The 24,790-nt window shown below is 48.5% G+C and carries 31 protein-coding genes and 1 riboswitch; of the genes, 25 read left to right on the top strand and 6 right to left on the bottom strand.

The window, feature by feature from the left end; all coding sequences use genetic code 11:
• Position 1: 1 nt before the first annotated feature.
• Positions 2 to 262, top strand: a complete 261-nt coding sequence (locus ACNA6I_RS18450; protein ID WP_048007073.1) for a DUF2573 family protein — start codon at positions 2 to 4, stop codon at positions 260 to 262.
• 135 nt (positions 263 to 397) lie between these two features.
• Complete coding sequence (locus tag ACNA6I_RS18455; RefSeq protein WP_148796482.1) at positions 398 to 1,084, top strand: hypothetical protein; 687 nt, start codon at positions 398 to 400, stop codon at positions 1,082 to 1,084.
• Positions 1,085 to 1,218: 134 nt separating this feature from the next.
• Here ACNA6I_RS18455 and ACNA6I_RS18460 read toward each other — a convergent pair whose 3' ends face one another.
• Complete coding sequence (locus tag ACNA6I_RS18460) at positions 1,219 to 1,860, bottom strand: hypothetical protein (RefSeq protein WP_414811632.1); 642 nt, start codon at positions 1,858 to 1,860, stop codon at positions 1,219 to 1,221.
• 292 nt (positions 1,861 to 2,152) lie between these two features.
• Here ACNA6I_RS18460 and ACNA6I_RS18465 point away from each other — a divergent pair, with 292 nt between their 5' ends.
• Positions 2,153 to 2,362, top strand: a complete 210-nt coding sequence (locus ACNA6I_RS18465) for a hypothetical protein (RefSeq protein WP_148796484.1) — start codon at positions 2,153 to 2,155, stop codon at positions 2,360 to 2,362.
• 20 nt (positions 2,363 to 2,382) lie between these two features.
• Here the strand turns inward: ACNA6I_RS18465 and ACNA6I_RS18470 are convergent, their stop codons facing one another.
• From ACNA6I_RS18470 to ACNA6I_RS18480, 3 genes are all read right to left on the bottom strand, one after another.
• On the bottom strand, positions 2,383 to 2,691 hold the full coding sequence (locus ACNA6I_RS18470; RefSeq protein ID WP_063190422.1) for a hypothetical protein: 309 nt from the start codon (positions 2,689 to 2,691) through the stop codon (positions 2,383 to 2,385).
• 97 nt (positions 2,692 to 2,788) lie between these two features.
• Entirely contained in the window at positions 2,789 to 3,127 is a 339-nt protein-coding gene (locus ACNA6I_RS18475) for a spore coat protein (protein WP_416313948.1), read from the bottom strand.
• 12 nt (positions 3,128 to 3,139) lie between these two features.
• A complete protein-coding gene (locus ACNA6I_RS18480; RefSeq protein WP_187427147.1) occupies positions 3,140 to 3,379 on the bottom strand; it encodes a hypothetical protein in 240 nt (79 codons plus the stop codon).
• Positions 3,380 to 3,620: 241 nt separating this feature from the next.
• Here ACNA6I_RS18480 and ACNA6I_RS18485 point away from each other — a divergent pair, with 241 nt between their 5' ends.
• Entirely contained in the window at positions 3,621 to 4,538 is a 918-nt protein-coding gene (locus tag ACNA6I_RS18485) for a proline dehydrogenase family protein (protein ID WP_048007069.1), read from the top strand.
• A gap of 57 nt (positions 4,539 to 4,595) precedes the next feature.
• The gene (locus ACNA6I_RS18490; protein WP_048014611.1) at positions 4,596 to 5,093 is read left to right on the top strand and encodes a GNAT family N-acetyltransferase; all 498 of its coding nucleotides are present in this window, start codon (positions 4,596 to 4,598) and stop codon (positions 5,091 to 5,093) included.
• A 32-nt stretch (positions 5,094 to 5,125) separates the two neighbouring features.
• Here the strand turns inward: ACNA6I_RS18490 and ACNA6I_RS18495 are convergent, their stop codons facing one another.
• The gene (locus ACNA6I_RS18495; RefSeq protein WP_082139392.1) at positions 5,126 to 5,257 is read right to left on the bottom strand and encodes a YuzL family protein; all 132 of its coding nucleotides are present in this window, start codon (positions 5,255 to 5,257) and stop codon (positions 5,126 to 5,128) included.
• Between the two features lie 162 nt (positions 5,258 to 5,419).
• On the opposite strand from ACNA6I_RS18495, the gene ACNA6I_RS18500 reads away from it, so the two are divergent.
• From ACNA6I_RS18500 to sufB, 19 genes are all read left to right on the top strand, one after another.
• A complete protein-coding gene (locus ACNA6I_RS18500) occupies positions 5,420 to 7,843 on the top strand; it encodes a 3-hydroxyacyl-CoA dehydrogenase/enoyl-CoA hydratase family protein (RefSeq protein WP_048014612.1) in 2,424 nt (807 codons plus the stop codon).
• Positions 7,844 to 7,866: 23 nt separating this feature from the next.
• Positions 7,867 to 9,045 carry an acetyl-CoA C-acetyltransferase gene (locus ACNA6I_RS18505; protein WP_048014613.1) on the top strand — a complete coding sequence of 393 codons (1,179 nt, stop codon included), beginning with the start codon at positions 7,867 to 7,869 and terminating at the stop codon, positions 9,043 to 9,045.
• A 63-nt stretch (positions 9,046 to 9,108) separates the two neighbouring features.
• On the top strand, positions 9,109 to 10,893 hold the full coding sequence (locus tag ACNA6I_RS18510; protein ID WP_367259014.1) for an acyl-CoA dehydrogenase family protein: 1,785 nt from the start codon (positions 9,109 to 9,111) through the stop codon (positions 10,891 to 10,893).
• Between the two features lie 357 nt (positions 10,894 to 11,250).
• A complete protein-coding gene (locus ACNA6I_RS18515) occupies positions 11,251 to 11,607 on the top strand; it encodes an arsenate reductase family protein (protein ID WP_048014614.1) in 357 nt (118 codons plus the stop codon).
• A gap of 95 nt (positions 11,608 to 11,702) precedes the next feature.
• The gene (gene gcvH / locus ACNA6I_RS18520) at positions 11,703 to 12,086 is read left to right on the top strand and encodes a glycine cleavage system protein GcvH (protein ID WP_048007063.1); all 384 of its coding nucleotides are present in this window, start codon (positions 11,703 to 11,705) and stop codon (positions 12,084 to 12,086) included.
• Between the two features lie 88 nt (positions 12,087 to 12,174).
• Positions 12,175 to 12,408 carry a YusG family protein gene (locus ACNA6I_RS18525; protein ID WP_222115231.1) on the top strand — a complete coding sequence of 78 codons (234 nt, stop codon included), beginning with the start codon at positions 12,175 to 12,177 and terminating at the stop codon, positions 12,406 to 12,408.
• Positions 12,409 to 12,543: 135 nt separating this feature from the next.
• The gene (locus ACNA6I_RS18530) at positions 12,544 to 12,903 is read left to right on the top strand and encodes a toprim domain-containing protein (RefSeq protein ID WP_048007061.1); all 360 of its coding nucleotides are present in this window, start codon (positions 12,544 to 12,546) and stop codon (positions 12,901 to 12,903) included.
• A gap of 2 nt (positions 12,904 to 12,905) precedes the next feature.
• Positions 12,906 to 13,217 (top strand): thioredoxin family protein, encoded by a 312-nt coding sequence (locus ACNA6I_RS18535; RefSeq protein ID WP_048007060.1) that lies wholly within the window; start codon positions 12,906 to 12,908, stop codon positions 13,215 to 13,217.
• A gap of 239 nt (positions 13,218 to 13,456) precedes the next feature.
• Positions 13,457 to 13,810 (top strand): hypothetical protein, encoded by a 354-nt coding sequence (locus tag ACNA6I_RS18540; protein ID WP_048007059.1) that lies wholly within the window; start codon positions 13,457 to 13,459, stop codon positions 13,808 to 13,810.
• A 97-nt stretch (positions 13,811 to 13,907) separates the two neighbouring features.
• Positions 13,908 to 14,014: riboswitch (SAM riboswitch) on the top strand.
• A 151-nt stretch (positions 14,015 to 14,165) separates the two neighbouring features.
• The gene (locus ACNA6I_RS18545; RefSeq protein WP_048007058.1) at positions 14,166 to 15,176 is read left to right on the top strand and encodes a methionine ABC transporter ATP-binding protein; all 1,011 of its coding nucleotides are present in this window, start codon (positions 14,166 to 14,168) and stop codon (positions 15,174 to 15,176) included.
• Positions 15,173 to 15,841 carry a methionine ABC transporter permease gene (locus tag ACNA6I_RS18550; RefSeq protein WP_048013292.1) on the top strand — a complete coding sequence of 223 codons (669 nt, stop codon included), beginning with the start codon at positions 15,173 to 15,175 and terminating at the stop codon, positions 15,839 to 15,841. The genes ACNA6I_RS18545 and ACNA6I_RS18550 overlap by 4 nt, the downstream gene beginning before the upstream one ends.
• Before the next feature lie 15 nt (positions 15,842 to 15,856).
• Entirely contained in the window at positions 15,857 to 16,684 is an 828-nt protein-coding gene (locus ACNA6I_RS18555) for a MetQ/NlpA family ABC transporter substrate-binding protein (RefSeq protein ID WP_048007056.1), read from the top strand.
• A gap of 74 nt (positions 16,685 to 16,758) precedes the next feature.
• The gene (locus ACNA6I_RS18560) at positions 16,759 to 17,124 is read left to right on the top strand and encodes a carboxymuconolactone decarboxylase family protein (protein WP_048013290.1); all 366 of its coding nucleotides are present in this window, start codon (positions 16,759 to 16,761) and stop codon (positions 17,122 to 17,124) included.
• Positions 17,125 to 17,365: 241 nt separating this feature from the next.
• Positions 17,366 to 17,542 carry a hypothetical protein gene (locus ACNA6I_RS18565; protein WP_162838966.1) on the top strand — a complete coding sequence of 59 codons (177 nt, stop codon included), beginning with the start codon at positions 17,366 to 17,368 and terminating at the stop codon, positions 17,540 to 17,542.
• Positions 17,543 to 17,848: 306 nt separating this feature from the next.
• Complete coding sequence (sufC, locus tag ACNA6I_RS18570; protein WP_048007054.1) at positions 17,849 to 18,634, top strand: Fe-S cluster assembly ATPase SufC; 786 nt, start codon at positions 17,849 to 17,851, stop codon at positions 18,632 to 18,634.
• Positions 18,635 to 18,651: 17 nt separating this feature from the next.
• Positions 18,652 to 19,962, top strand: a complete 1,311-nt coding sequence (gene sufD, locus ACNA6I_RS18575; RefSeq protein ID WP_048007053.1) for a Fe-S cluster assembly protein SufD — start codon at positions 18,652 to 18,654, stop codon at positions 19,960 to 19,962.
• On the top strand, positions 19,962 to 21,191 hold the full coding sequence (locus ACNA6I_RS18580; protein WP_148796492.1) for a cysteine desulfurase: 1,230 nt from the start codon (positions 19,962 to 19,964) through the stop codon (positions 21,189 to 21,191). Before sufD ends, ACNA6I_RS18580 begins: the two co-directional genes overlap by 1 nt.
• Complete coding sequence (gene sufU / locus ACNA6I_RS18585) at positions 21,181 to 21,621, top strand: Fe-S cluster assembly sulfur transfer protein SufU (protein ID WP_048007051.1); 441 nt, start codon at positions 21,181 to 21,183, stop codon at positions 21,619 to 21,621. The genes ACNA6I_RS18580 and sufU overlap by 11 nt, the downstream gene beginning before the upstream one ends.
• 39 nt (positions 21,622 to 21,660) lie before the next feature.
• The gene (sufB, locus tag ACNA6I_RS18590) at positions 21,661 to 23,058 is read left to right on the top strand and encodes a Fe-S cluster assembly protein SufB (RefSeq protein WP_416313949.1); all 1,398 of its coding nucleotides are present in this window, start codon (positions 21,661 to 21,663) and stop codon (positions 23,056 to 23,058) included.
• Positions 23,059 to 23,155: 97 nt separating this feature from the next.
• Here the strand turns inward: sufB and ACNA6I_RS18595 are convergent, their stop codons facing one another.
• On the bottom strand, positions 23,156 to 23,665 hold the full coding sequence (locus ACNA6I_RS18595; protein ID WP_063190418.1) for a DoxX family protein: 510 nt from the start codon (positions 23,663 to 23,665) through the stop codon (positions 23,156 to 23,158).
• A gap of 259 nt (positions 23,666 to 23,924) precedes the next feature.
• On the opposite strand from ACNA6I_RS18595, the gene ACNA6I_RS18600 reads away from it, so the two are divergent.
• Complete coding sequence (locus tag ACNA6I_RS18600) at positions 23,925 to 24,767, top strand: DUF72 domain-containing protein (protein WP_159129973.1); 843 nt, start codon at positions 23,925 to 23,927, stop codon at positions 24,765 to 24,767.
• Positions 24,768 to 24,790 lie beyond the last annotated feature (23 nt).

Below are 24,790 nucleotides of genomic sequence, written 5' to 3' on the forward strand. Positions count from 1 at the left end.
CATGAGTGAATTTGACGATCAGTTTGATGCCTTGATTGAGAAATACACGGAGCTGCTCCTTGGTGAGAGCACATCTGAAAAGAAAGAGATGGTCACCCGCTATGCGCTGTATTCCTTCATTGCCAAAAATATGCCTGCCCTCGTCAAGCATTGGAACTCCCTATATCCAGAAGGAAAAGCGGATATGAAAGAGATGGTGGAGCAGATCAAGGAGTGGAACAGGATCCACCGCGAGCAAACGAAAGGCCAGGATGATTCATAAGAGCCATTCCCAAACGGGGCGCAGAATGCGGACCGTTTCGGGTGGCTCTTTTTGTATCTGTGTATGGCTCCATGTTTTATAGGGAGGGAGAAGGGAAAACAATCTATATATTCAACGAAAAGGTGGTGCCAATCTATGAAAGGATATTATGCCGGAGCGGCGTTTTTCTTGGCAGGATTCCTTGCTTTGTCAGCGTGCAGCCAGGAAAGTAGTGCTTCTGCTGACGGGGATCAAAAGGCTGCCTCCCAGGAACAAACCGACCAGTCCGATGACGTGAAGTCTGATGAAATGGAAGAGGCTCAAGGGACTTCCGAATCCGACAAAGATGAAATGGATGATAGTAGTGAAGAGAAGGATGAGCAGACGTCAGGAGAACAACCCGAGGAAAATCAGCTGAAGGTTGAAGAAGAGAAGTTTGAAACGGCTGAAAAAGCAGCGGGATCTATCAAGGATTATTCGACAGTGGAACAGACCAATGCCGATTTGGGGCACGGTCTCAAAGCGCTTCAAGAAGGGGCGGCAGGGCATGAATATGTCTCGTGGAATGAGGGGAATTGGCTGATCAGGGTCGATTTTCCCACTGACGAACAATATGCCATTGACGGCTATGACGGAGGCCTTGATATGGCCAAGGAAGTCGTAGCATACCTGGAAGAACATACTCTTCCTGCACCGCATGACCGGGGAATCATCACCATCAATGGATTCAAGGAGCATCCCGGTACGGAAGTGAAGTGGCAGGATGGAAAAACAGTCTATACCATTGATTCAGAAGACAAGAATCCTTTCAATGCCATTCAGCGTGCCGTTGATGAAAACTAAGATTGAGGGCTCTTTCTGATGAGTGATTTAGTGAGGGATGCAGATAAACGCCTTCCTACAAATGAATTACAATAAAAGCCCGTCCCAGTGAGTGGTGCCACTCGCCGGGATGGGCTTTTATCGGTGCGCATGAATCAGCACCTGTATTGTACATCCGGTTCAGTCAGATTGTAATAAGTGGTCCTGACCTCCGCCGTCCAGAAGGCAAAGACCTCTCTCCAAGATACGCTCTCGAAGAATTCATCCACGGTTTGGTTCTCTGAATCCCATTCGATCAACGTGTTGAGTGGTGGGATTCCTCCTAGCCATAGACCGTTCGTCAAATCTGTTCCTTTCTCCCTGACCAGAAGGATCGGGATGCCTCGCTGGAAGGCCATCGCGGGCTCGATCTGAGCAAAGCTGGATCCCTGCCAAAATGGTTCAGGAGAAGGTGTCCCTCCTACGTTGGTATCCACCACTTCTACTAGAAAGCGGCGGAAGTTCATTGCCAGCATGCCGTAGCTTGATGAAACCAGTCTTCGGACGTTGGTTAATATGGTTTCAGGGTAGTTTTCGGTAATAGGGCCGGTTCGTGGAAAGAGAAGGGCTTCTTCCATCTCGGCGATCAGCCGATTAAGGAAGCGCTGCTGACGGGGATTGAGGGTGTTGGTAGTACTTAAGAAAACAGGAAGACGGAATGCCCTGTCCATACACTCCTTGTGAACCATGCACGTTTCGTCATGATCTGAAGAAGCAGGAGGACCTTCCCCTCTTTGATGTCTTCGGTTTCTTGCCATGTCATCACCTCCGTTTCTAGTAATAGTGTATGAAAATGATAGAGAAGTGTTCGGACTATTTCTGTGGAATTTAGAAGAGTAGATTTCCGAGTATCGTTCCTTACCGATCGGCGATTCCCCTCTATGAAAAAAACGCCCTGATAAAAGGGCGTGGGTAGTGAGTGTGCAGAAGTAATTGTCCGAGCGAGTCCTAAGTGAATTGGCCATTTTTCCTCAGGGGAATGCAAAAAAAGTAGGAGTGAACGATGTCCACTCTGTGATGGTAATGGGTGGTGTATGTGTAAATAGGTGGATGGCCAGAAAGCGATCACCCCTCCAGATGGAGGCAGTGCAGTGCAGCGGAGGTTACCCGACTCAGCTGGACCGCACACCCATGGTAAGCGGGTGGCCGCAGCGGAACGGAACGGACTCCTGTCCCATCCCTTTTCAAGCTTCCTATCTGATAGCACTCACCGATGAACGATGCCTTCTGCTAGGGTTCATAAAGAGGGATTCTCTGTAAGAATAGAAACGCCCCAGTCCTTACAATTGATCCAGATAGACAAAAACATCCTCTTTATCCATGCTTGAAGAGGCCTTCAATACTTTCCATCCCTTCAGCCTGCTTCCACACTGGAAGGATTGCTTTTCGCCTTCTGATACACGGAAGGGGATTTCTTTGCTTTTGCACCAGTCGATCTGCAGCTGTATGACGTGTTCTCCTGGAGGAACGGGTATCTCTTCAGTGCCTCCATTTTTAATTTCACCTATTTTTTCCCCATCCACGTAGATATCATAACTGCGCATTTTGTTCATGAATTGTGATTCTCTTGAAATTGTAATCGTACCCATTATTTCCTCTCCTTTCACCTTTTTGATAATCATACCATGCCGGACGGTCAGGAGCAGAAAAAAAGCAGACAGGAATGTTCGCCTGTCTGCTGTATGGTTATTGAATGGGTTCGTTCTCCTTATAAGGGAACTGAACTGCGGTCTGCTGGTGTTGCTTGAGGGACTGCTGCAGCGTTTGGTTATCCGCAGCTTCCAGTGAATACCAGCCTTTTCGGAACATTTCGTTGTAGAGGTCCCGTTGGGCGTTCTGTGTTTCCGTGAACACGGAGAGGATATCCTGGTACAATCCATCGTGGCTCGCTTCATTCAATGCGGTCCCATAGGAAGCGGTCATATGCTTCTCCAGTGTCAAGATGTCGGTCATGAAATCCCGATCATTCATCTGAGGGGTATCAGGTACTTGGGTCTTGGGGTTTTGAATCTTGGATTGATCCATGTAAATTCCTCCTTATTGTTGCATCGTATGCTTCTGAAGATGATTCATCAATTGTTCGTAATGACGCTGATGCATTTGACCGCATCGATCCAGCAGGGAGCGGATGGATGGATCCTGTGTGTGGGCAGCGGCAAAATGGCATTTTTTCATGGCATTGAGGTTCCACGCCAGCATATCGTTTATATAAAGGGAATCCTTTGTTGTGATCACTTGCGGCGGTTGTTGATAGACGTTGCCTTGGGAAATATTCATTGGTTATTCCAAAATGGGTTCCTCCTTTACTTAATGGGCGAACAGGTCTTATTGTGCCTCCATACCCATCAAGTATTCAGCTTGAACGTTCTCCTGATAAAGTAATCAAAGGCTATATTCAAAATCGACAAAAGGTGATAGAATGTTGGTAAATATGATAATTGTTTGAACATTTTATTTTTTGGCATTAAAGAAAACGTTTTCCGGATAAAGATAATTGTTCTACAGGGGGCATAACAACATGGAACAGGCAATGCGTAATTTCTTTCTATTCCTTTCAAAAAATAAATCAATGACGAAGCTCGCCAAAAAGTATGGTTTGCGATTCGGTGCCGCACGTTTCGTGGCAGGATCATCGATCGTCCAGGCAACAGAGGTCATACGGGAGCTCAACAAACAGAATCTTGCCGTCACCATCGATTACCTTGGTGAATTTGTGGATAACGAAGAAGAGGCGAATGCCATGGCGAAGGAGTGCGTAGAGGCGATCCGCGCCATCGGGAAAGAACATCTGAACTCCCAGTTGTCCTTGAAGATGACGTCCATGGGGCTGGATATCTCAGAAGAAGTGGTCATGAAGAACATGAGGATGATCCTCGATGAGGCCACAAGACAAAATGTATTCGTCACCATCGACATGGAGGATTACGGACGATGCGGCCAGACCATCGATATTTTCAAGAGGCTCAAATCCGAATATGACAACATCGGTACGGTCATTCAAGCCTATCTATATAGAACGGAAAAGGATATCGACGATCTTAATCACTATTCACCCAATCTGCGATTGGTGAAGGGGGCATACAAAGAATCCCCTGAAGTGGCATTTCCGGATAAAAAGGATGTAGATGAGAGCTTCAAGCGAATCATCAAGACCCACCTCCTTAACGGAAATTATACCGCCATCGCGACTCATGACGATGCCATGATCGAATACACGAAACAGCTCGTTGAAGAATATAACATCCCTTATGATCAATTCGAATTCCAAATGCTGTTCGGGATCAGGGTGGAGCGTCAGCATGAACTCGTGAAGGAAGGATACAAAATGCGGGTCTATGTTCCGTATGGTACCGACTGGTATGGATACTTCATGAGGAGGCTCGCTGAAAGACCGGCAAACGTCGCGTTTGTTCTAAAAGGGGTCATGAAGAAATAAGAATGTCAAGGACCCCTCAAATGGGGTCTTTTTGGTTGGAGAGAATGGAGGGGTGGGATGGAGTTTATACCGATGGAGATCCGCAGTCCTTATTTTCCAAGGATGGTGAGGTTGTACAGCAGACTTTTTAACGTGGAACGCATACCGATGGAGATCCAGTTCAGAAAACATGCGAAATACCCGGGGCATGAAGGGTATCTTGTGGTGGAGAATGGGGCTGTCATCGGATACATTTATGGTTACACGTCACTTGCCGGCCAATATTATCACGATCTTCTCGCCCGGCATCTGCTGCCTGATCAAGAATGGGTGAGGCATGCCATGGAACTAGTGGAGCTGGGAGTGGCTCCTGAACATAGAGGGAAGGGGATTGCAGGGAGACTCATGGATGCCCTCCTTGAAGGAAGAAGGGAAGAGAAGGCGCTCCTGACCGTCAGGAAGGAAAATACAGGTGCGATCCGATTTTACGAAAGAAAAGGCTGGGTGGTCGTAAAGGAAGGATTCTACCCCCATGTGCCGGAAGAATATTTCATCATGGGCAAAAGACTTACGTAAACAGGCGTTCCCTTTAGGAAACGCCTCTCGCATTACGGTTGTTTTTTGTATTGGTTGTTCTGGCTATTGCGCTTGCCGCCAGGTTCAGTACCAGGACCGGCATCACCTTTGATGCTGGCTGCGCTGACCCCGCCTTTTGATGGATCCTTCTTATGTTTGGCCACGTTTCTCACCTCCATCCTTAGCGTGCCCGCAGGCGGAGAGGGAGATGTACCGTTAACAAAAAATAGAATTTTTAAACGTTTAAATATTGCGATAGTTTTGATTTTCGTTTATATTATAGGTAACAGAAACTCATTCGGGTCTTTTTTTTCGACATAAAATGAATGAGTATTCATTCAAAACCTTCAAAGGGGGAAAATAGATTGGTACGTAGAATTCAGAAAGCGGCAGTATTGGGATCGGGTGTCATGGGTTCCGGCATCGCTGCACACCTTGCAAATATCGGGATCCCCACCATGCTTCTCGACATCGTCCCTAAAAACCTCTCCGACAAAGACGCAGCAAAAGGATGGACAATGGAGCATCCTTCTTTTAGGAACCAATTTAGTGAAAACGCTTTAAAGAAGCTATTGAAACAAAAACCGGCACCACTCACGGTGAAAGGGAATCTCAGCTTGATCACTCCAGGAAACCTGGAAGACGATCTTGAATCATTGAAAGACTGTGATTGGATCATTGAAGTGGTCGTTGAGAACTTGGATGTGAAAAAACAGGTGTTCGAGAAGATCGAGCCGTTCAGAAAAGAGGGGAGCATCATCAGCTCCAATACGTCCGGTATTTCCATCGAAGCGATGAAGGAAGGGCGATCTGAGGACTTCCGCAAGCACTTCCTCGGCACCCACTTCTTCAATCCTCCCCGCTACCTGAAGCTGCTGGAGGTCATCCCGACGGGCGAAACCGATCCTGAGGTCCTGTCATTCATGAAGGAATTCGGCGAAGATGTGCTTGGGAAGGGCGTCGTCCTTGCGAAAGATACGCCGAACTTCATCGCCAACCGTATCGGGACGTACGGCCTCCTCGTCACAGTACAGGAAATGCTCAAAGGCGGATACAGCGTCGGCGAGGTGGACTCCATTACGGGTCCTGCCATCGGACGGCCGAAGAGTGCGACATTCCGGACCCTTGACGTTGTGGGGCTCGATACATTCGCCCATGTGGCGAAAAACGTGTACGACCAGGTGGACGGAGATGAGAAAAACGTATTCGAGATCCCGGCCTTCATCCAGACCATGCTTGAAAAAGGGTGGTATGGAAGCAAGAGCGGTCAGGGTTTTTACTTGAAGCAGGGTAAAGAGATCCTTGAGCTTGATCCGGAAACACTTGAATATGGCCCGAGGAAAAAATTGAAAACGGCCTCAACAGAGCTGAGCCGTAATGAAAAAGGCTTGAACAATAAGATGAAAGCATTGGTCTATGCCAAGGATCGTGCTGGTTCCTTACTATGGAATATATTATCTCCGGTCCTTCTCTATTCCGCAGAGCTCCACGGTGAAATTGCCGACGATATCGTTGCCATCGACCAGGCGATGAAATGGGGCTTCGGCTGGGAAAAGGGACCGTTTGAAACATGGGATGCCATCGGGGTGGAACGTTCCGTCAGTTTAATGAAGGAACAAGGGCTGAACGTTCCTGCTTGGGTAGATCAAATGCTTGAAGCTGGGTTCACGACGTTCTATAGCGAGGATGAATCTGGGGAGCGATCCTTCTACCACGAAGGAAGCTACAGAACGGAAGAGAAAAATCCCAAGCATATCAGTTTGAAGCAGCTGAAGAAGCAAGGGAAGGTCATCAAGAAAAACACAGGCGCAAGCCTGATCGATATCGGCGATGGCGTAGCACTCCTAGAGTTCCATTCTCAGAACAATGCCATCGGCCTCGACATCCTTCAGATGATCAACGCATCTGTTGACGAAGTAGAGAAGAATTACAAAGGCTTGGTGATCGGGAACCAGGGCAAGAACTTCTGCGTCGGGGCCAACCTTGCCATGATCCTCATGGAAGCGCAGGATGACGTGTACGAATTGGATATGGTCGTCCGCCACTTCCAATCGGCGATGATGAAGATCAAATATTCATCCAAACCGGTTGTGGCTGCACCATTCGGTATGACACTCGGGGGTGGGAGCGAAGTCTGCCTGCCGGCAGCCCGCATCCAGGCAACCATGGAAACGTATATGGGACTTGTCGAAGCCGGAGTCGGATTGATCCCTGGCGGAGGAGGTAATAAGGAGCTTTATATGAAGCACCTGCAGGACCTTCCGAACGGAGTGGACTTCGACCTTCAGAAGGTAGCGAATAAAGTATTCGAAACAATCGCCATGGCAAAGGTGTCCACGTCGGGTGATGAAGCGAGGGAAAACAACTTCCTCAATAAGCGTGACGGAGTGAGTGTCAATCAGGATCATCAGCTCTATGATGCGAAGCAGGCAGTCCTTGCCCTCCATCAGACCGGGTACCGTGCCCCGCAACGCAAAAAAGTGCCGGTGGTAGGCGAAACAGGCTACGGGACATTATTGCTCGGAGCACAGGCCATGCTTCATTCCGGGTATATCTCGGAGCACGACCTGAAGATCGCCAAGAAGCTTGCCTACGTGATTGCAGGCGGGAAAGTTCCATTCGGTACGGAAGTGGATGAACAATATCTTCTGGACCTTGAACGGGAAGCGTTCCTCAGTCTTGTAGCAGAACCGAAATCACAGCAGCGGATGCAGCATATGCTCGTTAAAGGAAAACCATTGCGCAACTAATCGAAGGAAGCGGGGGAATCATCATGCGTGAAGCAGTCATTGTCGCCGGTGCTCGTACACCGGTGGGGAAATCAAGGAAAGGTTCGCTTGCCGGGGTGAGACCGGACGATCTTGGAGCACTGGTCGTCAAAGAAACGTTGAAACGGGCAGGCGGATATGAAGGGAACATCGATGATCTCATCATCGGCTGCGCCATGCCCGAAGCTGAGCAGGGGTTGAATATGGCCCGTAACATCGGAGGTCTTGCGGGACTCCCGGACACGGTACCGGCCATAACCATCAACCGTTATTGTTCTTCCGGTTTACAATCCATTGCCTACGCGGCGGAGAAAATCATGCTTGGCCATTCAGACACAGCCATCGCAGGCGGTGCAGAAAGCATGAGCATGGTCCCGATGATGGGGCATGTGGCAAGACCGAATCCAACCTTGGCTGAAACGGCTCCTGAATACTATATGAGCATGGGCCACACGGCCGAAGAAGTGGCCAGGAAATTCGGCATTTCACGTGAAGATCAAGACGCCTTTGCAGTTAAAAGCCACCAAAAAGCGGCCAGGGCCATCGCTGAAGGGAAATTCAACGACGAAATCGTTCCTGTCGATGTCGTGAGACGCTCCGTGTCAGACGCCAACAAACTTGTGGAAAAATCATTCTCATTCGCTACGGATGAGGGGGTTCGGGAAGGAACGAGTGCCGACGTACTGGCAAAACTTCGTCCGGCATTCAACGTAAGGGGATCGGTCACGGCCGGGAATTCATCCCAAACGAGTGACGGGGCAGCTGCGGTCATGGTCATGGATCGTGAAAAAGCCGGCTCTCTTGGACTTCAGCCATTGGTGAAATTCAGAAGCTTTGCCGTTGCAGGTGTTCCACCTGAAATCATGGGGATCGGTCCTGTTGAGGCGATTCCAAAGGCACTCAAGATGGCTGGGCTTGAGCTCTCAGACATCGGTCTGTTCGAATTGAATGAAGCATTCGCCTCCCAGTCCCTCCAGGTGATCCGTCATCTTGGTCTGGATGAAGAGAAGGTGAACGTGAACGGAGGGGCCATCGCCCTCGGGCACCCACTTGGATGCACGGGATCGAAGCTGACCCTCACCCTGATGCACGAGATGAAAAGACGCAACGAGCAGTTCGGGATCGTCACGATGTGTATCGGTGGCGGAATGGGCGCCGCGGGAGTCTTTGAACTGATCGGCTGATGCGTATCAGCCAATGAAAAATCACACTATTCTATGAAACCAGAGAAATTGGAGGAGACCAAAATGGCAAATCAAACAGATAAATTGATCAAAGGCGGAAGCTTCCTGATTGAAGATGTTACGTATGAGCAGGTGTTCACGCCTGAAGACTACAGCGATGAGCACAAAATGATCGCCAAGACGACGGAAGACTACGTACTGAACGAAGTCGTTCCTGTCATCGAGAATCTTGAAAACCACGAGTTCGATCACTCCGTGCGATTGTTGAAAGAAGCGGGTGAACTGGGACTACTCGGTGCCGATGTACCAGAGGAGTATGGCGGACTCGGCCTCGATAAAGTAAGCTCAGCCCTGATTGCAGAGCGTATGTCCAGAGCAGGAGGATTCTCGATTTCCCACGGTGCCCACGTCGGGATCGGTTCCCTTCCAATCGTCCTCTTCGGCAATGAAGATCAGAAAACAAAGTATCTGCCGCCTCTTTCCACGGGAGAAAAACTTGCAGCGTACGCCCTGACAGAGCCTGGATCCGGATCTGATGCACTGGGGGCCAAAACGACGGCCAAGCTGAACGAAGCCGGGACTCATTACGTATTGAACGGAGAGAAACAGTGGATTACAAACTCAGCGTTTGCCGATGTCTTCATCGTATACGCCAAGATCGATGGGGAGCAATTCTCTGCCTTCATCGTAGAGAAAGATTTCCCTGGCGTATCCACTGGGCCGGAAGAGAAGAAGATGGGAATCAAGAGTTCCTCCACCCGTACGCTGATCCTAGAAGATGCAGAAGTACCGGTTGAAAACCTTCTTGGTCAGGCGGGGAAAGGGCACATCATCGCATTCAACATCCTCAACATCGGCCGTTACAAGCTTGGGGTGGGGGCAGTCGGAGCGAGCAAGCGTGCGCTTGAAGTAACGGTTGCCTATACGAATCAGCGTCAGCAGTTCAAGACGCCAATCTCCTCTTTCAACCTGACAAAAGAAAAGCTTTCAACGATGGCATCCAAGCTATATGCCGCAGAAAGCTCCGTCTACCGTACGGTCGGTCTCTTCGAGGACCGGATGAGCAAGCTCTCTGATGAAGAAGTCAAAAACGGGTCTGAAGTGGCCAAATCCATTGCGGAATATGCGATCGAATGCTCACTCAATAAATTCTTCGGTACGGAAGTGCTGGACTACATCGTGGATGAAGGCGTCCAGCTTCACGGTGGTTACGGGTTCATGCAGGAATATGAAATCGAGCGACTCTACAGGGATTCCCGCATCAACCGGATCTTTGAGGGGACGAACGAGATCAATCGCCTCCTTGTACCAGGCACCTATTTGCGAAAAGCCATGAAAGGCGAACTTCCACTCCTTCAAAAAGCACAGGCCCTGCAGGAAGAATTGATGATGCTTATGCCTGAAGAAGTGGGCGACGAGCCTCTGGCACAAGAAAAGTATCTTGTACGCAATGCGAAAAAGATCGGCCTGATGCTTGCGGGACTTGCAGCACAAAAATTCGGTAAGGACCTGGAGAAAGAGCAGGAGGTCCTTGTGAATATCGCCGACATCGTCTCAGAAGCATATGCAATGGAATCCGTGGTACTGAGAACCGAAAAAGCAATTGCATCGGCCGGTTTGGAGAAAGCCAAGCAGAAGCATCTTTACACGCAGATCTTCTGTCAGGAGGCTTTCAATAAAATCGAGCAACATGCAAAAGAAACGTTGGTGGCGACGGAATCAGGGGACACGCTCCGCATCATGCTGTCGGCCTTGAAAAAATTCACCCGCCACACGCCGGTCAACGTCATCGCCCTCAAACGCGATGCATCCGTGAAACTGATCGACGCCGAAAAATATATCGTGTAAGGAGAAGAGGGCTGCCTGTATGCAGCCCCTTTTTCATGGGGGCATAAAGAGCGTGAGAATCGGGAGAAATCTCGGTATGCAGAACAGAATGTCACTTCATGCAGAGCATGTTCAACCATCACCACCCCATTTCGCCCCAATGTGATAACTGCGGGAGAGCGGGAGAGACACTTTAGGCGGGAACGTGTGCAGGTTGCGCAATAACAGGATAGCTGAGGAAGAAAAATCTCTCATTAAATGTAACAGACCATAATGGCCGGTCATTTCTCTACAACATTCGACAGCCGGTATTGTTCGCCAAGGACAAAAACGGATATAATGAAGAGGAAAGCACTCAAACGAAAGGTGGTGAAAAAAATGGCAATCACATTCTATTCCTACCCTAAATGCGGGACATGCCGCAAGGCGAAAAAATGGCTTGAACAAGAAGATGTTGACTTCAACGAAATACATATTGTCGAGGAGCCACCGTCTAAGGAAACGCTGAAAGAACTTTATGAAAAAAGCGGACTGCCCCTGAAAAAATTCTTCAATACAAGCGGCATGAAATACAGGGAATTAGGCTTGAAAGACAAGGTAAATACCGCCTCAGACGACGAACTCCTCGAACTACTGGCTTCAGATGGGATGCTGATCAAGCGCCCCCTCACGACCAATGGTCAAAAGGTGACCCTCGGCTTCAAGGAAGAAACGTTTGAAGATGCTTGGAAGTAATGGAAGCAACAGAATATTTGTGCAAGACTTCCTTGCTTTTCTCTTAAAGAATGTGTCAATATTAGTTTGTATAACTAGCATGTGGAGGGATAAAGATGAGCACACCGAAAGAACTGCGTTATTCAGAAGAACATGAATGGGTAAAGTCCGAAGGCGGTAACGTCCGAATCGGAATCACAGCATTCGCACAATCAGAACTTGGTGACATCGTCTTTGTCGAGCTGCCGGAAGTCGGCGATGAAGTCAAAGCGAACGAGCCTTTCGGAAGCGTTGAATCGGTCAAGACCGTTTCTGAACTTTACGCTCCTGTATCAGGAAAAGTGGTCGAAGTGAACGAAGACCTGTCTGACAGCCCTGAATTCGTCAACGAATCTCCATACGAGAAAGCATGGATGGTTGTTGTGGAACCTTCAGACGCTGGTGAAGTGGACAAACTGATGACATCTGAAGAATACGATAAAATGATCAACGAAGGCTAAAACAGGAACACCTTGGGATAAATTCTCAAGGTGTTTTTTTATCCGGAGGGGCAAGATAAATTCAACCTTTAAGGAAAGGATGATGGTCATGCTTACACCCAAACAGGCCGATGTGACCGATCGTGTCATTGGAAAAGTGAAGGATGGCTCCATTGAGCTGTTCCTCGATAACCAGTCAATCGGGAAAGTCCCCCTTTCGTTGGAGGGGATCAGCATGCAGCCGAATTTCGAGGCGAAAGAAAACAAAATCTACCAGAGCTATACCTCATCAGAAGGGCATGATGCCCGCTATACGGATTGCGATGAAGGTGGATGGTGTTAGAATGACATCGGGGGATCACCCCCGGTGTTCTTTTGGATCAAATCCTTTGCAAAATCCCACTGACATGAGAAAATAGAGATAATAAGTGGATCCATCAAATCTTTTACTACTTCACTGAAAGTCAAGGTGATTGTCATGGAAGTCGTGGATGAAAAAGTTCTGATCGTAGAAGGGACATCCGACAAACGAAAGGTTAAAGATATCATCAGTGAGCCCGTAGAAATCATCTGTACCAATGGTACGATCAGTCTGACCAAAATGGACGAACTAATCGATTCATTATTCGACAGGGATGTATACATCTTGGTGGATGCCGATGAAGCCGGTGAGAAACTCCGCAAGCAATTCAAGCGGGAGTTCCCCGAAGCGGGTCACCTGTATATCGACAGGATGTACAAGGAAGTGGCGGCTGCCCCGGAATATCACCTCGCTTCCGTCTTGATCGGAGCCAACATTGATGTCCACAAACAATATCTTGGAAAAAGGATGAATTAGCTTTGAAAGAGTTGAACAGCCAGGAAGCGCTGCACACGATACGGGAGAATGAAAGACTGCTTGCGCTCTATCTGTACACCCCCATGTGCGGCACCTGCCAGGTTGCAGGTAGGATGATTGATATTGTAGAGAAACTGCCTCAACCATTCGTTTTTGCAAAGGCAAATCTGAATTACCTGGCAGGATTTGCAACAGAGCATGCGGTCGAAAGCGTTCCTTGCCTCCTGCTATTCAAAGATGGAGTCGAGGTGGAACGGATCTATGCGTTTCAATCTGTACCGTTTTTGTATGAAGCTTTGAATAAGGTAGCATAAAGGGCCGAAAAGGCCTTTTTTTGTTCGAATGGTAATAGAAACTGAAAGATTCTCACGGAAACTACTGCGACTTTTCTACATACCGGGACATATTTCTCGGGAAATGAAGCGAACCCGCCAACTTATTGTCTGTTGGGCCCTTCCTTCGACAGTGCGTCCACAATCTGTCGAGAAAGTACAGGAGGATAAACTATCCAATAGTGGAATTAGTTAAGTATCCGAGATACTGGAGGGGTTGCATGAGAGAGTATTTAGAGAAAGTCGTAGATCAATGCGAGACCAGGTATCACTTACAATTGTTATTTCCAGACACCCCGTTCGTCCTACATTTCCAATGCGGCACTAGCGGCCACAGTCTGTCCATTTCTAATAAGGGCTGCAACGTACTTCCCGATCCTCACCCAGATCCCAACCTGACGATAACGGCTGGAGATGTCCGGCGGTTGATTGCTTTACTTGAAGGGAATGAACGATTGACTTCCCTTGTCGATAAAAAGGAAATCGAAGTCCGTGGAGGTTACCGGCATCTGTTGTTTGCTGAATCGGTGCTTTGGTTGACCCGATTTCACATGGTCGAACCAGTGAGCGTATAATGTGCAAAAAAGAATTGACACCTTGTTTATTCGGTGATAGTATCTGTTTAGTAACAAATTTCTGAGTATTTAGTATGAATAATTGAATAACGTTTATCTCTTATTTAGAGTGGTGGAGGGAAGTGCCCGATGAAACCCGGCAACCGTCAATTAAAATTGAAATGGTGCCAATTCACTCGAAGCGAAGGCTTCGACAGATGAGGGAAAGTCAACTATTGAAATAGTATGCCTTTCTGTTTATCGCAGGGAGGCATTTTTGTTTTTCAAATGAGGTTGGATGTTTTAACAATAATGACGTATTTGGATATAATTCCTAGTAAACAGGTGGTTTTACTGATGACGAGGTGGATACAACATGATTACGATTTCTGATGTAAAAAAAATCTTTCAAACCAAAAATGGTACGGTGTCAGCTGTCGATGGGGTGGATATGACCATCAAGGATGGGGAAATCTTCGGTGTCATCGGGTACAGCGGTGCAGGAAAGAGCACGTTGATCCGGATGCTGAATGGGCTCGAGCTACCCACTGATGGATCTGTGGATGTGAACGGTCAAGTGATATCAAAGGCGAAGGGACGTAAACTCCGTGAAGCCCGGCAGTCCATGGGGATGATCTTTCAACATTTCAATCTCCTTTGGTCCCGTACGGTACTTGAAAACATCCAGTTCCCACTCGAGATAGCCGGAGTGCCAAGAGGAGAACGGATCAGGAAGGCGAATGAACTTCTCCATCTGGTAGGACTTGAAGGCAGGGGGGATGCCTATCCGGCGCAACTCAGTGGAGGTCAGAAGCAGCGCGTCGGGATTGCAAGGGCACTTGCGAATGATCCGAAGGTGCTCCTATGTGATGAAGCTACGTCCGCACTGGATCCCCAAACCACGGACAGCATCCTGGATCTTCTTGTTGATATCAATGAGCGTCTTGGGCTCACCATCGTCCTCATCACCCACGAAATGCACGTCATCCGTAAAATCTGTCACAGGGTGGCGGTCATGGAAGCGGGAAAAGTGGTCGAAGAGGGGGATGTCCTAGAGGTATTCCGTAATCCGCGTCAGGAAGTGACGAAGCGCTTCGTGAAAGAGGTCGCACAGCAGCAGGAGTCGGATGACATCCTCGATCAGTATCCGGATGGGAAAGTGTTGAAGCTTACATTCGTTGGAAGCGGTACGGATCAGCCTCTCATCACCTCACTGATCCGAAGGTTCGATCTTGAGGTGAACATCCTTCAGGGCCAGATTTCGCAAACTCAAAAAGGAGCATTCGGCACGCTGTTCATCCATCTGAAGGGTGAACGTGAAATCCTCGATCAGGCGGTCGCCTTCGCTGAAGAACAATCGGTGAAAGTGGAGGTGATGGAGCGATGATCGAGAAAATCTTTCCGAACGTCGATTGGGAAAAGATGTGGGAAGCCACTCTTGAGACCCTGTATATGACTGGTATGTCGGTGATCGTAACATTTGTCCTCGGGCTCGCACTAGGGATTTTATTGTTCCTCACATCAAAAGGGAACATCTGGGAAAATAAGGTGGCCTATTCCATCACCAACGCTGTGGTCAATGTCTTCCGGTCGATCCCCTTCATCATCCTGATCGTCCTGTTGATCCCCTTCACCAAAGTGTTGATTGGTACGATCCGAGGGGCGAACGCAGCGTTGCCTGCTTTGATCATCGGGGCTGCCCCGTTCTATGCCCGCATGGTCGAGATCGCCCTGCGCGAAGTCAATAAGGGGGTCATCGAGGCGGCAAAAGCGATGGGAGCAAAAACGAGCACCATCATCATGAAGGTCCTTCTTCCTGAATCCATGCCTGCCCTCATCTCCGGAATCACAGTGACGGCCATCGCATTAGTCGGTTACACCGCAATGGCGGGCGTCATCGGTGCAGGGGGACTGGGAAACCTTGCTTTCCTGGACGGATTCCAGCGCAGCAGGACCGATGTCACCCTGGCGGCGACCATCTTGATCCTGGTTCTTGTATTCATCATTCAGCTTGTCGGTGATTATTTCACCAATAAAATAGATAAACGATAAAAGGAGAGAAATCAGATGAAAAAATGGTTAGTGGGCACGATTGCAGCAGCAAGTATTGTAGGATTGGCAGCATGCGGAACCAGCGGGAGCAACGGTAGCTCAGGCGATTCAAAGGAACTCGTGGTCGGAGCATCTAACGTCCCTCATGCTGAGATTCTGGAAGAAGCAAAACCGATCCTTGAAAAAGAAGGGATCGACCTGAAGATCGAGACGTATCAGGATTACGTACTTCCGAATAAAGATCTGGACAGCGGGGACCTGGATGCGAACTACTTCCAGCACATTCCTTACCTTGAGGGGCAAAAGAAAGAACACGGATATGATTTCGTCAGTGCCGGCGGAATTCACATTGAACCGATGGCTGTCTACTCGAAGAAGCATAAATCCCTTAAAGATATCCCGGAAGGCGGAACCATTCTATTCAGTAACTCCGTGGCAGAACACGGAAGGATCCTTACCCTGCTTGAAGCAAACGGGCTGATCAAACTGAAGGATGGAATCGATAAAACCCAAGCAACACTGGATGATATCGCCGAAAATCCTAAAAAGCTGAAATTTGACTACGAATATGAGCCGGCGCTTCTTACTCAGCTTTACAATAACGAGGAAGGCGATGCCGTCGTCATCAACTCCAACTATGCCATCGATAGCGGACTGGATCCGGTCAAGGATTCCATTGCCATCGAAGACAAGGATTCACCGTATGTGAACATCATTGCAGTCAAAAAAGGTGATGAAAACAAAAAAGAGATCAAGGAGCTTGTCAAGGTGCTCCAGTCTGATGAGATCCAGGACTTCATCAATAAAGAGTGGAAAGGGTCCGTCGTTCCGGTCAAAGAATAAATACCAAACATAATCTTTTTGCAATAAGCTCATACTATTTTCGATCACTCGAATTAGAATGGAGCTGAAAGTGAATGCAGGTAGAGCCTAGAAATACAACGGAAGCGGCCCTGCTCGATTACAAGACGGGGCTCGGGATCTTCACTGAAAAAATGCCGGAGCTGGCGCAACAATACAATGCTTTCACGGAGCATTGTTTCCGTGAAGGAGTACTATCGAAGAAAGAGAAGCAGCTGATCGCCCTTGGCATCAGTTTGTATTCTCAAGATGAGTACTGCATCATCTACCATACAAAGGGCTGTCTCGATCAAGGGTGTACGGAAGAAGAAATCCTTGAAGCCGTGGGTGTGACCGCTGCATTCGGCGGCGGTGCAGCCATGAGCCAGGCTGTCACGCTTGTACAACAATCCATGCACGATCTCAATGAACTGAAGCATTAAACGGAAAGGAGGGTCTTCGGACTCTCTTTTTTCGCTTTTCAAAGAGGATGAACTCCTTTCAGGAGGATACAGGCGGAAACGTGTAAGAAAGTCTGACAATTTAGTGCAGAACAGGAGTGAAGGATGATTTTCTCAAAAAATCACCCCACACACGTTTTGGCAAAAGAATGGCAGGGTAGTATCCTTAATGAGTAACACAAAAACCTGAAAGGAATGATTCACTATCGACTCTCTTGACAGTATGTCGTACACAAGCGAAATGGAAAAGGCCATGCATGGAGCCCACGGAGTAGGGTACGAGGTGTACAAACGAAAGCATGAAGTTCGGATGCAAGTAGAGAAGCAGAGAGAGAAGGATTATAGGGAAAGCCGCAGGATGATTGCTGCACTCGATCGAAAAGTGCATGCTAATATATAGAAGAATGACGGAGGAGCCGGTGATGGATGAATCACTGGTTTTTCTTATGTATAGAGGTTTAAATGGTCATCCATCCGTGATAAGGTAGGGGATGTGGGAACATGATTCGGTCAAAGGGCGAATCATGTATGCAGAAGGGCGTTTGGGCCAACAATAGAAGGGTATTTTTTCCCGTTTCCATGCCGTCCCCTTTTGTCTGAAAAAGTTGATTATAGCTTTTATTTGTTATAAGATTGTAATGATAATAAATTGAGAATGGATAAAGAATCCCTTTATTTCATTTATAAAGTCACGGAGGTAATATACATGGCAGGTTCTACTTTAACAATCAAAGATCTTCATGTTGAGATCGAAGGTAAAGAAATCCTCAAGGGTGTCAACCTTGAAATCAAAGGTGGAGAAATTCACGCGGTCATGGGACCGAATGGTACTGGTAAATCCACTCTTTCATCTGCAATCATGGGTCACCCGAAATACGAAGTGACAAAAGGAAGCATCACGTTCGACGGTGAAGATGTCCTTGAAATGGAAGTGGACGAACGCGCACGCGTAGGTCTTTTCCTGGCTATGCAATATCCAAGTGAAATCAGCGGTGTGACGAATGCCGACTTCCTTCGTTCTGCCATCAACAGCCGACGCGAAGAAGGGGAAGAAATCTCCCTTATGAAGTTCATCCGCAAAATGGATTCCGAAATGGAATACCTTGAAATGGATCCGGATATGGCACAGCGTTACTTGAACGAAGGATTCTCCGGTGGGGAGAAGAAACGTAACGAAATCCTTCAGTTGATGATGCTTCAGCCTAAGATCGCCATCCTTGATGAGATCGATTCAGGACTTGATATCGATGCCCTTAAAGTCGTTTCAAAAGGAATCAACAAAATGCGCGGAGAAGACTTCGGCTGCCTCATCATCACTCACTATCAACGTCTGTTGAACTACATCACACCTGATCACGTTCACGTGATGATGCAAGGACGCGTTGTGAAATCCGGCGGTAAAGAACTTGCTCAACGCCTTGAAGCAGAAGGCTATGACTGGATCAAAGAAGAACTGGGAATCAAAGACGAAACTGTCGGCCAAGAAGCGTAAGAGTTAGGAGGATGAATATGACTGTAGAAACGAAACTACCAGTAGATCAAGACTATGTCAGCTCCTACTCAAAACAACTCGGAGAACCAGAATGGATGACGGCCCTGCGTACAGACGCATTCGCCAAAGTCTCACACCTGAACCTCCCTGTTGCGGATAAAACGAAGATCACCAACTGGAACTTCACTCAATTCCAGAAGCATACAGTCGAAAGTGCTGCGTTTTCATCCATGAGCGAGCTGCCCGAAGAAATTAAAGCACTAGTAGAATCTGAAAGTGAATCAGGGAGCCTGTATATCCAGCGCAATAATACTCCTGCCCACTTGAAGATCACGGACGAACTGAAGGACAACGGCGTCATCTTCACCGATATCTTCACTGCTGTGAAAGAGCACGGTGACCTTGTCCAAAAATACTTCATGACCGATGGTGTGAAAGTGGATGAGAACAAGCTTACCGCTCTTCATGCGGCCCTTATGAACGGAGGTACGTTCCTCTACGTTCCTAAAAATGTGGAGCTGACTGAACCTGTTCAGGCCGTATTCATCCATGATGATGCGGAAGTAGCCATGTTCAACCACGTACTTGTTGTGGCAGAAGACAATAGTTCTGTCACTTATGTGGAAAACTATCTTTCTACAGTGGACGTGGAGAATGGCGTGTTCAACATCGTATCAGAAGTCGTGGCTAAGGATAATGCCAAGGTCGCTTACGGTGCCGTGGATACCCTTAACAGCGGAGTGACGACATACGTCAACCGACGCGGTGTGGCATCACGTGATGCGCGCATCGAGTGGGCACTAGGCCTGATGAACGACGGAGATACGGTTTCTGAAAACGTGACGAACCTGATCGGTGACGGTTCTTACGGCGATACGAAATCAGTCGTTGTCGGTCGCGGTAAACAAAAGCAGAATTTCACCACCAAGGTTGTTCATTTCGGTAAAAATTCCGAAGGCTACATCCTTAAACATGGTGTGATGAAAGATGAAGCTTCTTCCATCTTCAATGGAATCGGAAAGATCGAGCACGGTGCTTCGAAATCGAATGCCGAGCAGGAATCACGCGTCCTCATGCTGAGTGAAAAAGCGCGCGGAGATGCAAATCCGATCCTATTGATCGATGAAGACGATGTAACTGCAGGACATGCTGCCTCTGTAGGGCGCGTTGATCCGCTTCAACTTTACTACCTCATGAGCCGCGGGATCCCTCAGAAAGAAGCTGAACGTCTCGTGATTCACGGATTCCTGGCGCCGGTTGTCAACCAGCTGCCGATCGAGGGCGTGAAGAAACAGCTTGTCGAGGTAATCGAAAGGAAAGTCAACTAATGGATATCCAAGAGATTCGTAAACATTTTCCGATTCTCGACCAGGAAGTGAACGGCCATCCATTGGTGTATCTGGATAGTGCAGCCACCTCTCAAAAACCGATTTCGGTCATCGAGGCTGTGAGCGACTACTATAAAGGCTATAATTCGAACGTCCACCGCGGGGTCCATACCCTCGGTACAAGGGCGACGGATGGATATGAAGGAGCACGTGAAAAGGTACGCTACTTCATCAATGCGGCGACTACGGAAGAAGTGATCTTCACCCGTGGGACGACGACATCCATCAACACCGTCGCAGCAAGCTACGGCCGCGCCAATGTGGAAGAAGGCGACGAAATCGTCATCACCCACATGGAGCACCATAGCAACATCATTCCATGGCAGCAGCTTGCCAAGGAAAAAGGGGCCGTCCTGAAGTACGTTCCCCTGCAGGAAGATGGAACCATCACCCTGGAGGATGTCCGTGCAACGATCACGTCCAAGACGAAAATCGTGGCCATCATGATGGTCTCAAACGTACTCGGTACGATGAATCCGATCAAGGAGATCACGAAAATCGCCCATGAAAACGGAGCGGTCATGATGGTGGACGGTGCCCAGGCTGCCCCGCATATGAAGATCGACGTGCAGGATCTCGACTGTGATTTCTTTGCCTTCTCAGGCCATAAGATGGTCGGACCTACTGGAATCGGTGTTCTGTACGGGAAGAAGAAGCACCTGGAAGCGATGGAGCCGGTAGAGTTCGGCGGCGAAATGATTGATTTCGTCGGGCTTTACGACTCTACCTGGAAAGAGCTCCCGTGGAAGTTCGAAGGGGGCACCCCGATCATCGCTGGTGCGATCGGTCTTGGGGCCGCCATCGACTTCCTCGAAGATATCGGTCTTTCCAACATTGAAGCCCATGAACATAAGCTTGCCGCTTATGCCCTTGAAAAAATGAGTGCTGTGGAAGGCATGAAGATCTTCGGACCACAGGATCCTGCACAGCGTGCCGGACTCGTGACGTTCAACATCGATGACGTCCATCCACACGATGTCGCTACCGTCCTTGACTCGGAAGGCATAGCCGTCCGTGCCGGCCATCACTGTGCACAGCCGCTGATGAAATGGCTCAATGTATCAGCAACAGCCCGCGCCAGCTTCTATCTGTACAACACAGAAGAAGAAATCGACAGATTGGTCGCGGGGCTAGTGAAGACGAAGGAGTTTTTCAGCGATGTCTTTTAATAACTTAGATCAGCTCTATCGGCAGGTCATCATGGATCATTACAAGAATCCACGGAATAAGGGTTCTCTCGATGATGGCAGCTTTACCATCGATATGAACAACCCGACGTGCGGTGACCGCATCCACCTTACACTGAAAGTGGAAGACGGGATCGTCCAGGATGCGAAGTTCGACGGAGAAGGATGTTCCATCTCCATGGCTTCGGCATCCATGATGACCCAAGCGGTCAAAGGCAAGGAGATCGACGAAGCACTCAAGCTTTCGAAGATCTTCTCGGATATGATGCAAGGAAATGACTATGACGATGATGTCGATCTTGGAGATATAGAAGCATTACAAGGAGTCGCCAAGTTCCCGGCCCGCATCAAGTGTGCGACGCTCGCGTGGAAGGCGATGGAAAAAGGAGTGCGTGAAGAAGAGCAGAACTAAGCTTTTCTTCTTGCTCCATTAACGAATGGAGGAATCAACATGGCGAAGAAGATGCCTGAGATCGGAGATTACAAATACGGTTTTAGCGATAAAGACGTATCGATTTTCCGTTCAAAACGCGGTTTGACGCGGGAAATCGTTGAAGAGATCTCCCGTATGAAAGATGAACCGAAATGGATGCTTGATTTCCGCTTGAAATCATTGGATCATTTCTATAATATGGCGATGCCTCAGTGGGGAGGAAATCTTCAGGAACTGAATTTCGATGATATCACGTACTACGTGAAGCCATCTGAGAAGTCCGAGCGCAGCTGGGATGAAGTTCCGGAAGAAATCAAGCAGACGTTCGATAAGCTTGGAATCCCTGAAGCAGAGCAAAAATACCTTGCCGGTGTATCGGCTCAGTACGAGTCCGAAGTGGTTTACCACAACATGCAGGAAGACCTCGAGGAAATGGGGATCGTCTTCAAGGACACAGATTCTGCTCTTAAAGAAAATGAAGAGCTGTTCCGTGAGCATTGGGCGAAAGTCATCCCGCCTACAGACAACAAGTTCGCAGCATTGAACTCGGCTGTATGGTCAGGTGGATCCTTCATCTATGTACCGAAGGGCATCAAAGTGGATACGCCACTTCAAGCCTACTTCCGTATCAACTCGGAGAATATGGGTCAGTTCGAGCGTACGCTCATCATCGTTGATGAAGATGCGAGCGTTCATTACGTAGAGGGATGTACAGCACCTGTCTACACAACGAACTCCCTCCACTCGGCTGTCGTCGAGATCATCATCAAGAAAAATGCGTACTGCCGTTATACAACGATCCAAAACTGGGCGAACAACGTTTACAACCTTGTAACGAAGCGTGCAGTATGTGAAGATAACGCAACGATGGAATGGGTCGATGGAAACATCGGTTCAAAACTGACGATGAAATACCCTGCTGTCATCCTTAAAGGGGAAGGCGCCCGTGGTATGACGCTTTCTATCGCACTTGCGGGTAAAGGGCAGCATCAGGATGCCGGTGCCAAAATGATCCACCTTGCACCGAACACGTCCTCTACGATCGTTTCCAAATCCATCTCGAAACACGGTGGGAAAGTAACGTATCGCGGAATCGTGCATTTTGGACGCAAAGCGGAAGGCGCACGCTCGAACATCGAGTGTGACACGCTGATCATGGATAACCAATCCACTTCTGATACGATCCCTTACAACGAAATCCTGAACGATAACATTTCCCTTGAGCACGAAGCGAAAGTATCGAAGGTTTCTGAAGAGCAGCTCTTCTACTTGATGAGCCGTGGAATCTCAGAAGAAGAAGCAACGGAAATGATCGTAATGGGCTTCATCGAGCCGTTCACGAAAGAACTTCCAATGGAATATGCCGTTGAAATGAACCGTCTGATCAAGTTTGAGATGGAAGGTTCAATCGGATAATAATCAACGCAGATGATAAGACGGAGCCCATTTCGGCTCCGTCTTTTTTATCTTCTTAAGGAAGAAAATTTCCTGTTGGTGGTCCGTTCACAGGGTCCTATACCGCCGGAGCTAACTTCTTATGCCCTTTTCGATTTTGCCGCTGTTTCTTCACATAAGGCATTACCCACCGATCCAGTCCACACCGGCCGGCATTCGCTCCTGCGACAAGCAGGAAGATCGTGAGGATGACCATCTGTGGGTTGGTGCTGGTGGTTCCGCTGAGAAGGAAGCTGAAGTTCATCGTGATGCCGCCGAGGGCTGCAAGATTCGTGAACAGTCCGAGGATCAAGCCGATTCCGACGAGAACCTCTCCCCACATGACGAGTGTGGCGAACAACTCATGGTTAGGGAGTGCGACCTGTTCAAGGAAGGTTGCCCACCACGTCTGTACAGCCGGATGATCACCTGTCGCCTTGCCAATTGCTCCCTGGAGGAACCCGGTGACTTCGAATCCACCGGTGATCTTCCCAATGCCGGAAGTCAGCCAGAAGTACCCCAGATACAGCCTGATAATCGTCAATACGCCTGCCACTGCTTTATTGTTACGTAAAAATGCGTTTACCATCACCATTCACTCCCTGATTCCGTTTTAAGAGGGCTAGCTCCTCTACACTTTCAGTATAAGCACGTAAGAGAAAAAAGACGATAAGTTTGTTCAGTATTTCACAAACTAGACATTTCTTCATGACAAACTTGTTAACTTTTGGATGAAAGGGTTAAAAGGGATCATGAGGTCATTTTAATAAGCAATTCCGACACCTCCAAACGGAAATCGAATGGGTTGTGTGATAGAATGAATTCACATAAAAGGCAGGTGCTGAACGATGATCTATGTTGGCGTGACTGGGTGGGGGGACCATGACACCCTTTATGAAAACGTCCCGGCAAGGGATAAGCTGAAGGAGTACGGCGCCCACTTCCCGGTGGTGGAAGTGGATGCATCCTTTTATGCCGTACAGCCGGTGAAGAATGTAAGGAAATGGGTGGATGAAACACCTGATGCGTTCCGATTCATCGTGAAGGCCTATCAGGGGATGACGGGGCATCAGCGCGGTGAGATCCCGTTTGAATCAAAGGATGCCATGTTTGAGGCATTCAAGGAATCCCTCGTTCCATTCCTAGAGAGCGGTAAGCTTGCCATGGTCCTATTCCAATTCCCGCCATGGTTCGACTGTACAAAAGATAATGTGAACTATATCAGATATTGTAGGGAACAGATGCAGGGGATCCCGGTGTCTCTTGAGTTTCGTCACCAAAGCTGGTATTCACCTGATTTCCGCCAGGGGACGCTCGGTTTCATGAAGGATGAAGACTGGATCCATTCGATCTGTGATGAGCCTCAGGCTGGAGAGGGATCTGTCCCAAGAGTGGTCGAAGCGACGAATGGAGATGCCACCCTCATCCGGTTCCACGGACGGAATGTGTATGGCTGGAATCACACGGGTCAGGAAAACTGGCGTGAGGTCCGTTATCTCTACCGGTATAATCAGGCCGAGCTTGAGGAGTGGATTCCCCATATCAGGAAGCTTGAGCAAGAATCGAAGGATCTGTATATCCTTTTCAATAATAATTCAGGCGGTGACGCAGCGGATAATGCCAAACAGATGATCGAACTGCTTGGAATACAGTACAGCGGCCTTGCACCGAAGCAGCTGGATCTGTTCTGATGCACATGTAGAAAAAGGCAAAG

Source organism: Rossellomorea sp. FS2, from assembly GCF_047915635.1.
GTDB lineage: Bacteria > Bacillota > Bacilli > Bacillales > Bacillaceae_B > Rossellomorea > Rossellomorea marisflavi_A.

Excerpts from the sequence above, each read along its gene's own strand:
- ACNA6I_RS18450 (WP_048007073.1), top strand. The coding sequence starts at position 2 with ATGAGTGAATTTGACGATCAGTTTGATGCCTTGATTGAGAAATACACG.
- ACNA6I_RS18455 (WP_148796482.1), top strand. The coding sequence starts at position 398 with ATGAAAGGATATTATGCCGGAGCGGCGTTTTTCTTGGCAGGATTCCTT.
- ACNA6I_RS18460 (WP_414811632.1), bottom strand. The coding sequence starts at position 1,860 with ATGGCAAGAAACCGAAGACATCAAAGAGGGGAAGGTCCTCCTGCTTCT.
- ACNA6I_RS18465 (WP_148796484.1), top strand. The coding sequence starts at position 2,153 with ATGGCCAGAAAGCGATCACCCCTCCAGATGGAGGCAGTGCAGTGCAGC.
- ACNA6I_RS18470 (WP_063190422.1), bottom strand. The coding sequence starts at position 2,691 with ATGGGTACGATTACAATTTCAAGAGAATCACAATTCATGAACAAAATG.
- ACNA6I_RS18475 (WP_416313948.1), bottom strand. The coding sequence starts at position 3,127 with ATGGATCAATCCAAGATTCAAAACCCCAAGACCCAAGTACCTGATACC.
- ACNA6I_RS18480 (WP_187427147.1), bottom strand. The coding sequence starts at position 3,379 with ATGAATATTTCCCAAGGCAACGTCTATCAACAACCGCCGCAAGTGATC.
- ACNA6I_RS18485 (WP_048007069.1), top strand. The coding sequence starts at position 3,621 with ATGGAACAGGCAATGCGTAATTTCTTTCTATTCCTTTCAAAAAATAAA.
- ACNA6I_RS18490 (WP_048014611.1), top strand. The coding sequence starts at position 4,596 with ATGGAGTTTATACCGATGGAGATCCGCAGTCCTTATTTTCCAAGGATG.
- ACNA6I_RS18500 (WP_048014612.1), top strand. The coding sequence starts at position 5,420 with ATGAGTATTCATTCAAAACCTTCAAAGGGGGAAAATAGATTGGTACGT.
- ACNA6I_RS18505 (WP_048014613.1), top strand. The coding sequence starts at position 7,867 with ATGCGTGAAGCAGTCATTGTCGCCGGTGCTCGTACACCGGTGGGGAAA.
- ACNA6I_RS18510 (WP_367259014.1), top strand. The coding sequence starts at position 9,109 with ATGGCAAATCAAACAGATAAATTGATCAAAGGCGGAAGCTTCCTGATT.
- ACNA6I_RS18515 (WP_048014614.1), top strand. The coding sequence starts at position 11,251 with ATGGCAATCACATTCTATTCCTACCCTAAATGCGGGACATGCCGCAAG.
- gcvH (WP_048007063.1), top strand. The coding sequence starts at position 11,703 with ATGAGCACACCGAAAGAACTGCGTTATTCAGAAGAACATGAATGGGTA.
- ACNA6I_RS18525 (WP_222115231.1), top strand. The coding sequence starts at position 12,175 with ATGCTTACACCCAAACAGGCCGATGTGACCGATCGTGTCATTGGAAAA.
- ACNA6I_RS18530 (WP_048007061.1), top strand. The coding sequence starts at position 12,544 with ATGGAAGTCGTGGATGAAAAAGTTCTGATCGTAGAAGGGACATCCGAC.
- ACNA6I_RS18540 (WP_048007059.1), top strand. The coding sequence starts at position 13,457 with ATGAGAGAGTATTTAGAGAAAGTCGTAGATCAATGCGAGACCAGGTAT.
- ACNA6I_RS18545 (WP_048007058.1), top strand. The coding sequence starts at position 14,166 with ATGATTACGATTTCTGATGTAAAAAAAATCTTTCAAACCAAAAATGGT.
- ACNA6I_RS18550 (WP_048013292.1), top strand. The coding sequence starts at position 15,173 with ATGATCGAGAAAATCTTTCCGAACGTCGATTGGGAAAAGATGTGGGAA.
- ACNA6I_RS18555 (WP_048007056.1), top strand. The coding sequence starts at position 15,857 with ATGAAAAAATGGTTAGTGGGCACGATTGCAGCAGCAAGTATTGTAGGA.
- ACNA6I_RS18560 (WP_048013290.1), top strand. The coding sequence starts at position 16,759 with ATGCAGGTAGAGCCTAGAAATACAACGGAAGCGGCCCTGCTCGATTAC.
- ACNA6I_RS18565 (WP_162838966.1), top strand. The coding sequence starts at position 17,366 with ATGTCGTACACAAGCGAAATGGAAAAGGCCATGCATGGAGCCCACGGA.
- sufC (WP_048007054.1), top strand. The coding sequence starts at position 17,849 with ATGGCAGGTTCTACTTTAACAATCAAAGATCTTCATGTTGAGATCGAA.
- sufD (WP_048007053.1), top strand. The coding sequence starts at position 18,652 with ATGACTGTAGAAACGAAACTACCAGTAGATCAAGACTATGTCAGCTCC.
- ACNA6I_RS18580 (WP_148796492.1), top strand. The coding sequence starts at position 19,962 with ATGGATATCCAAGAGATTCGTAAACATTTTCCGATTCTCGACCAGGAA.
- sufU (WP_048007051.1), top strand. The coding sequence starts at position 21,181 with ATGTCTTTTAATAACTTAGATCAGCTCTATCGGCAGGTCATCATGGAT.
- sufB (WP_416313949.1), top strand. The coding sequence starts at position 21,661 with ATGGCGAAGAAGATGCCTGAGATCGGAGATTACAAATACGGTTTTAGC.
- ACNA6I_RS18595 (WP_063190418.1), bottom strand. The coding sequence starts at position 23,665 with ATGGTAAACGCATTTTTACGTAACAATAAAGCAGTGGCAGGCGTATTG.
- ACNA6I_RS18600 (WP_159129973.1), top strand. The coding sequence starts at position 23,925 with ATGATCTATGTTGGCGTGACTGGGTGGGGGGACCATGACACCCTTTAT.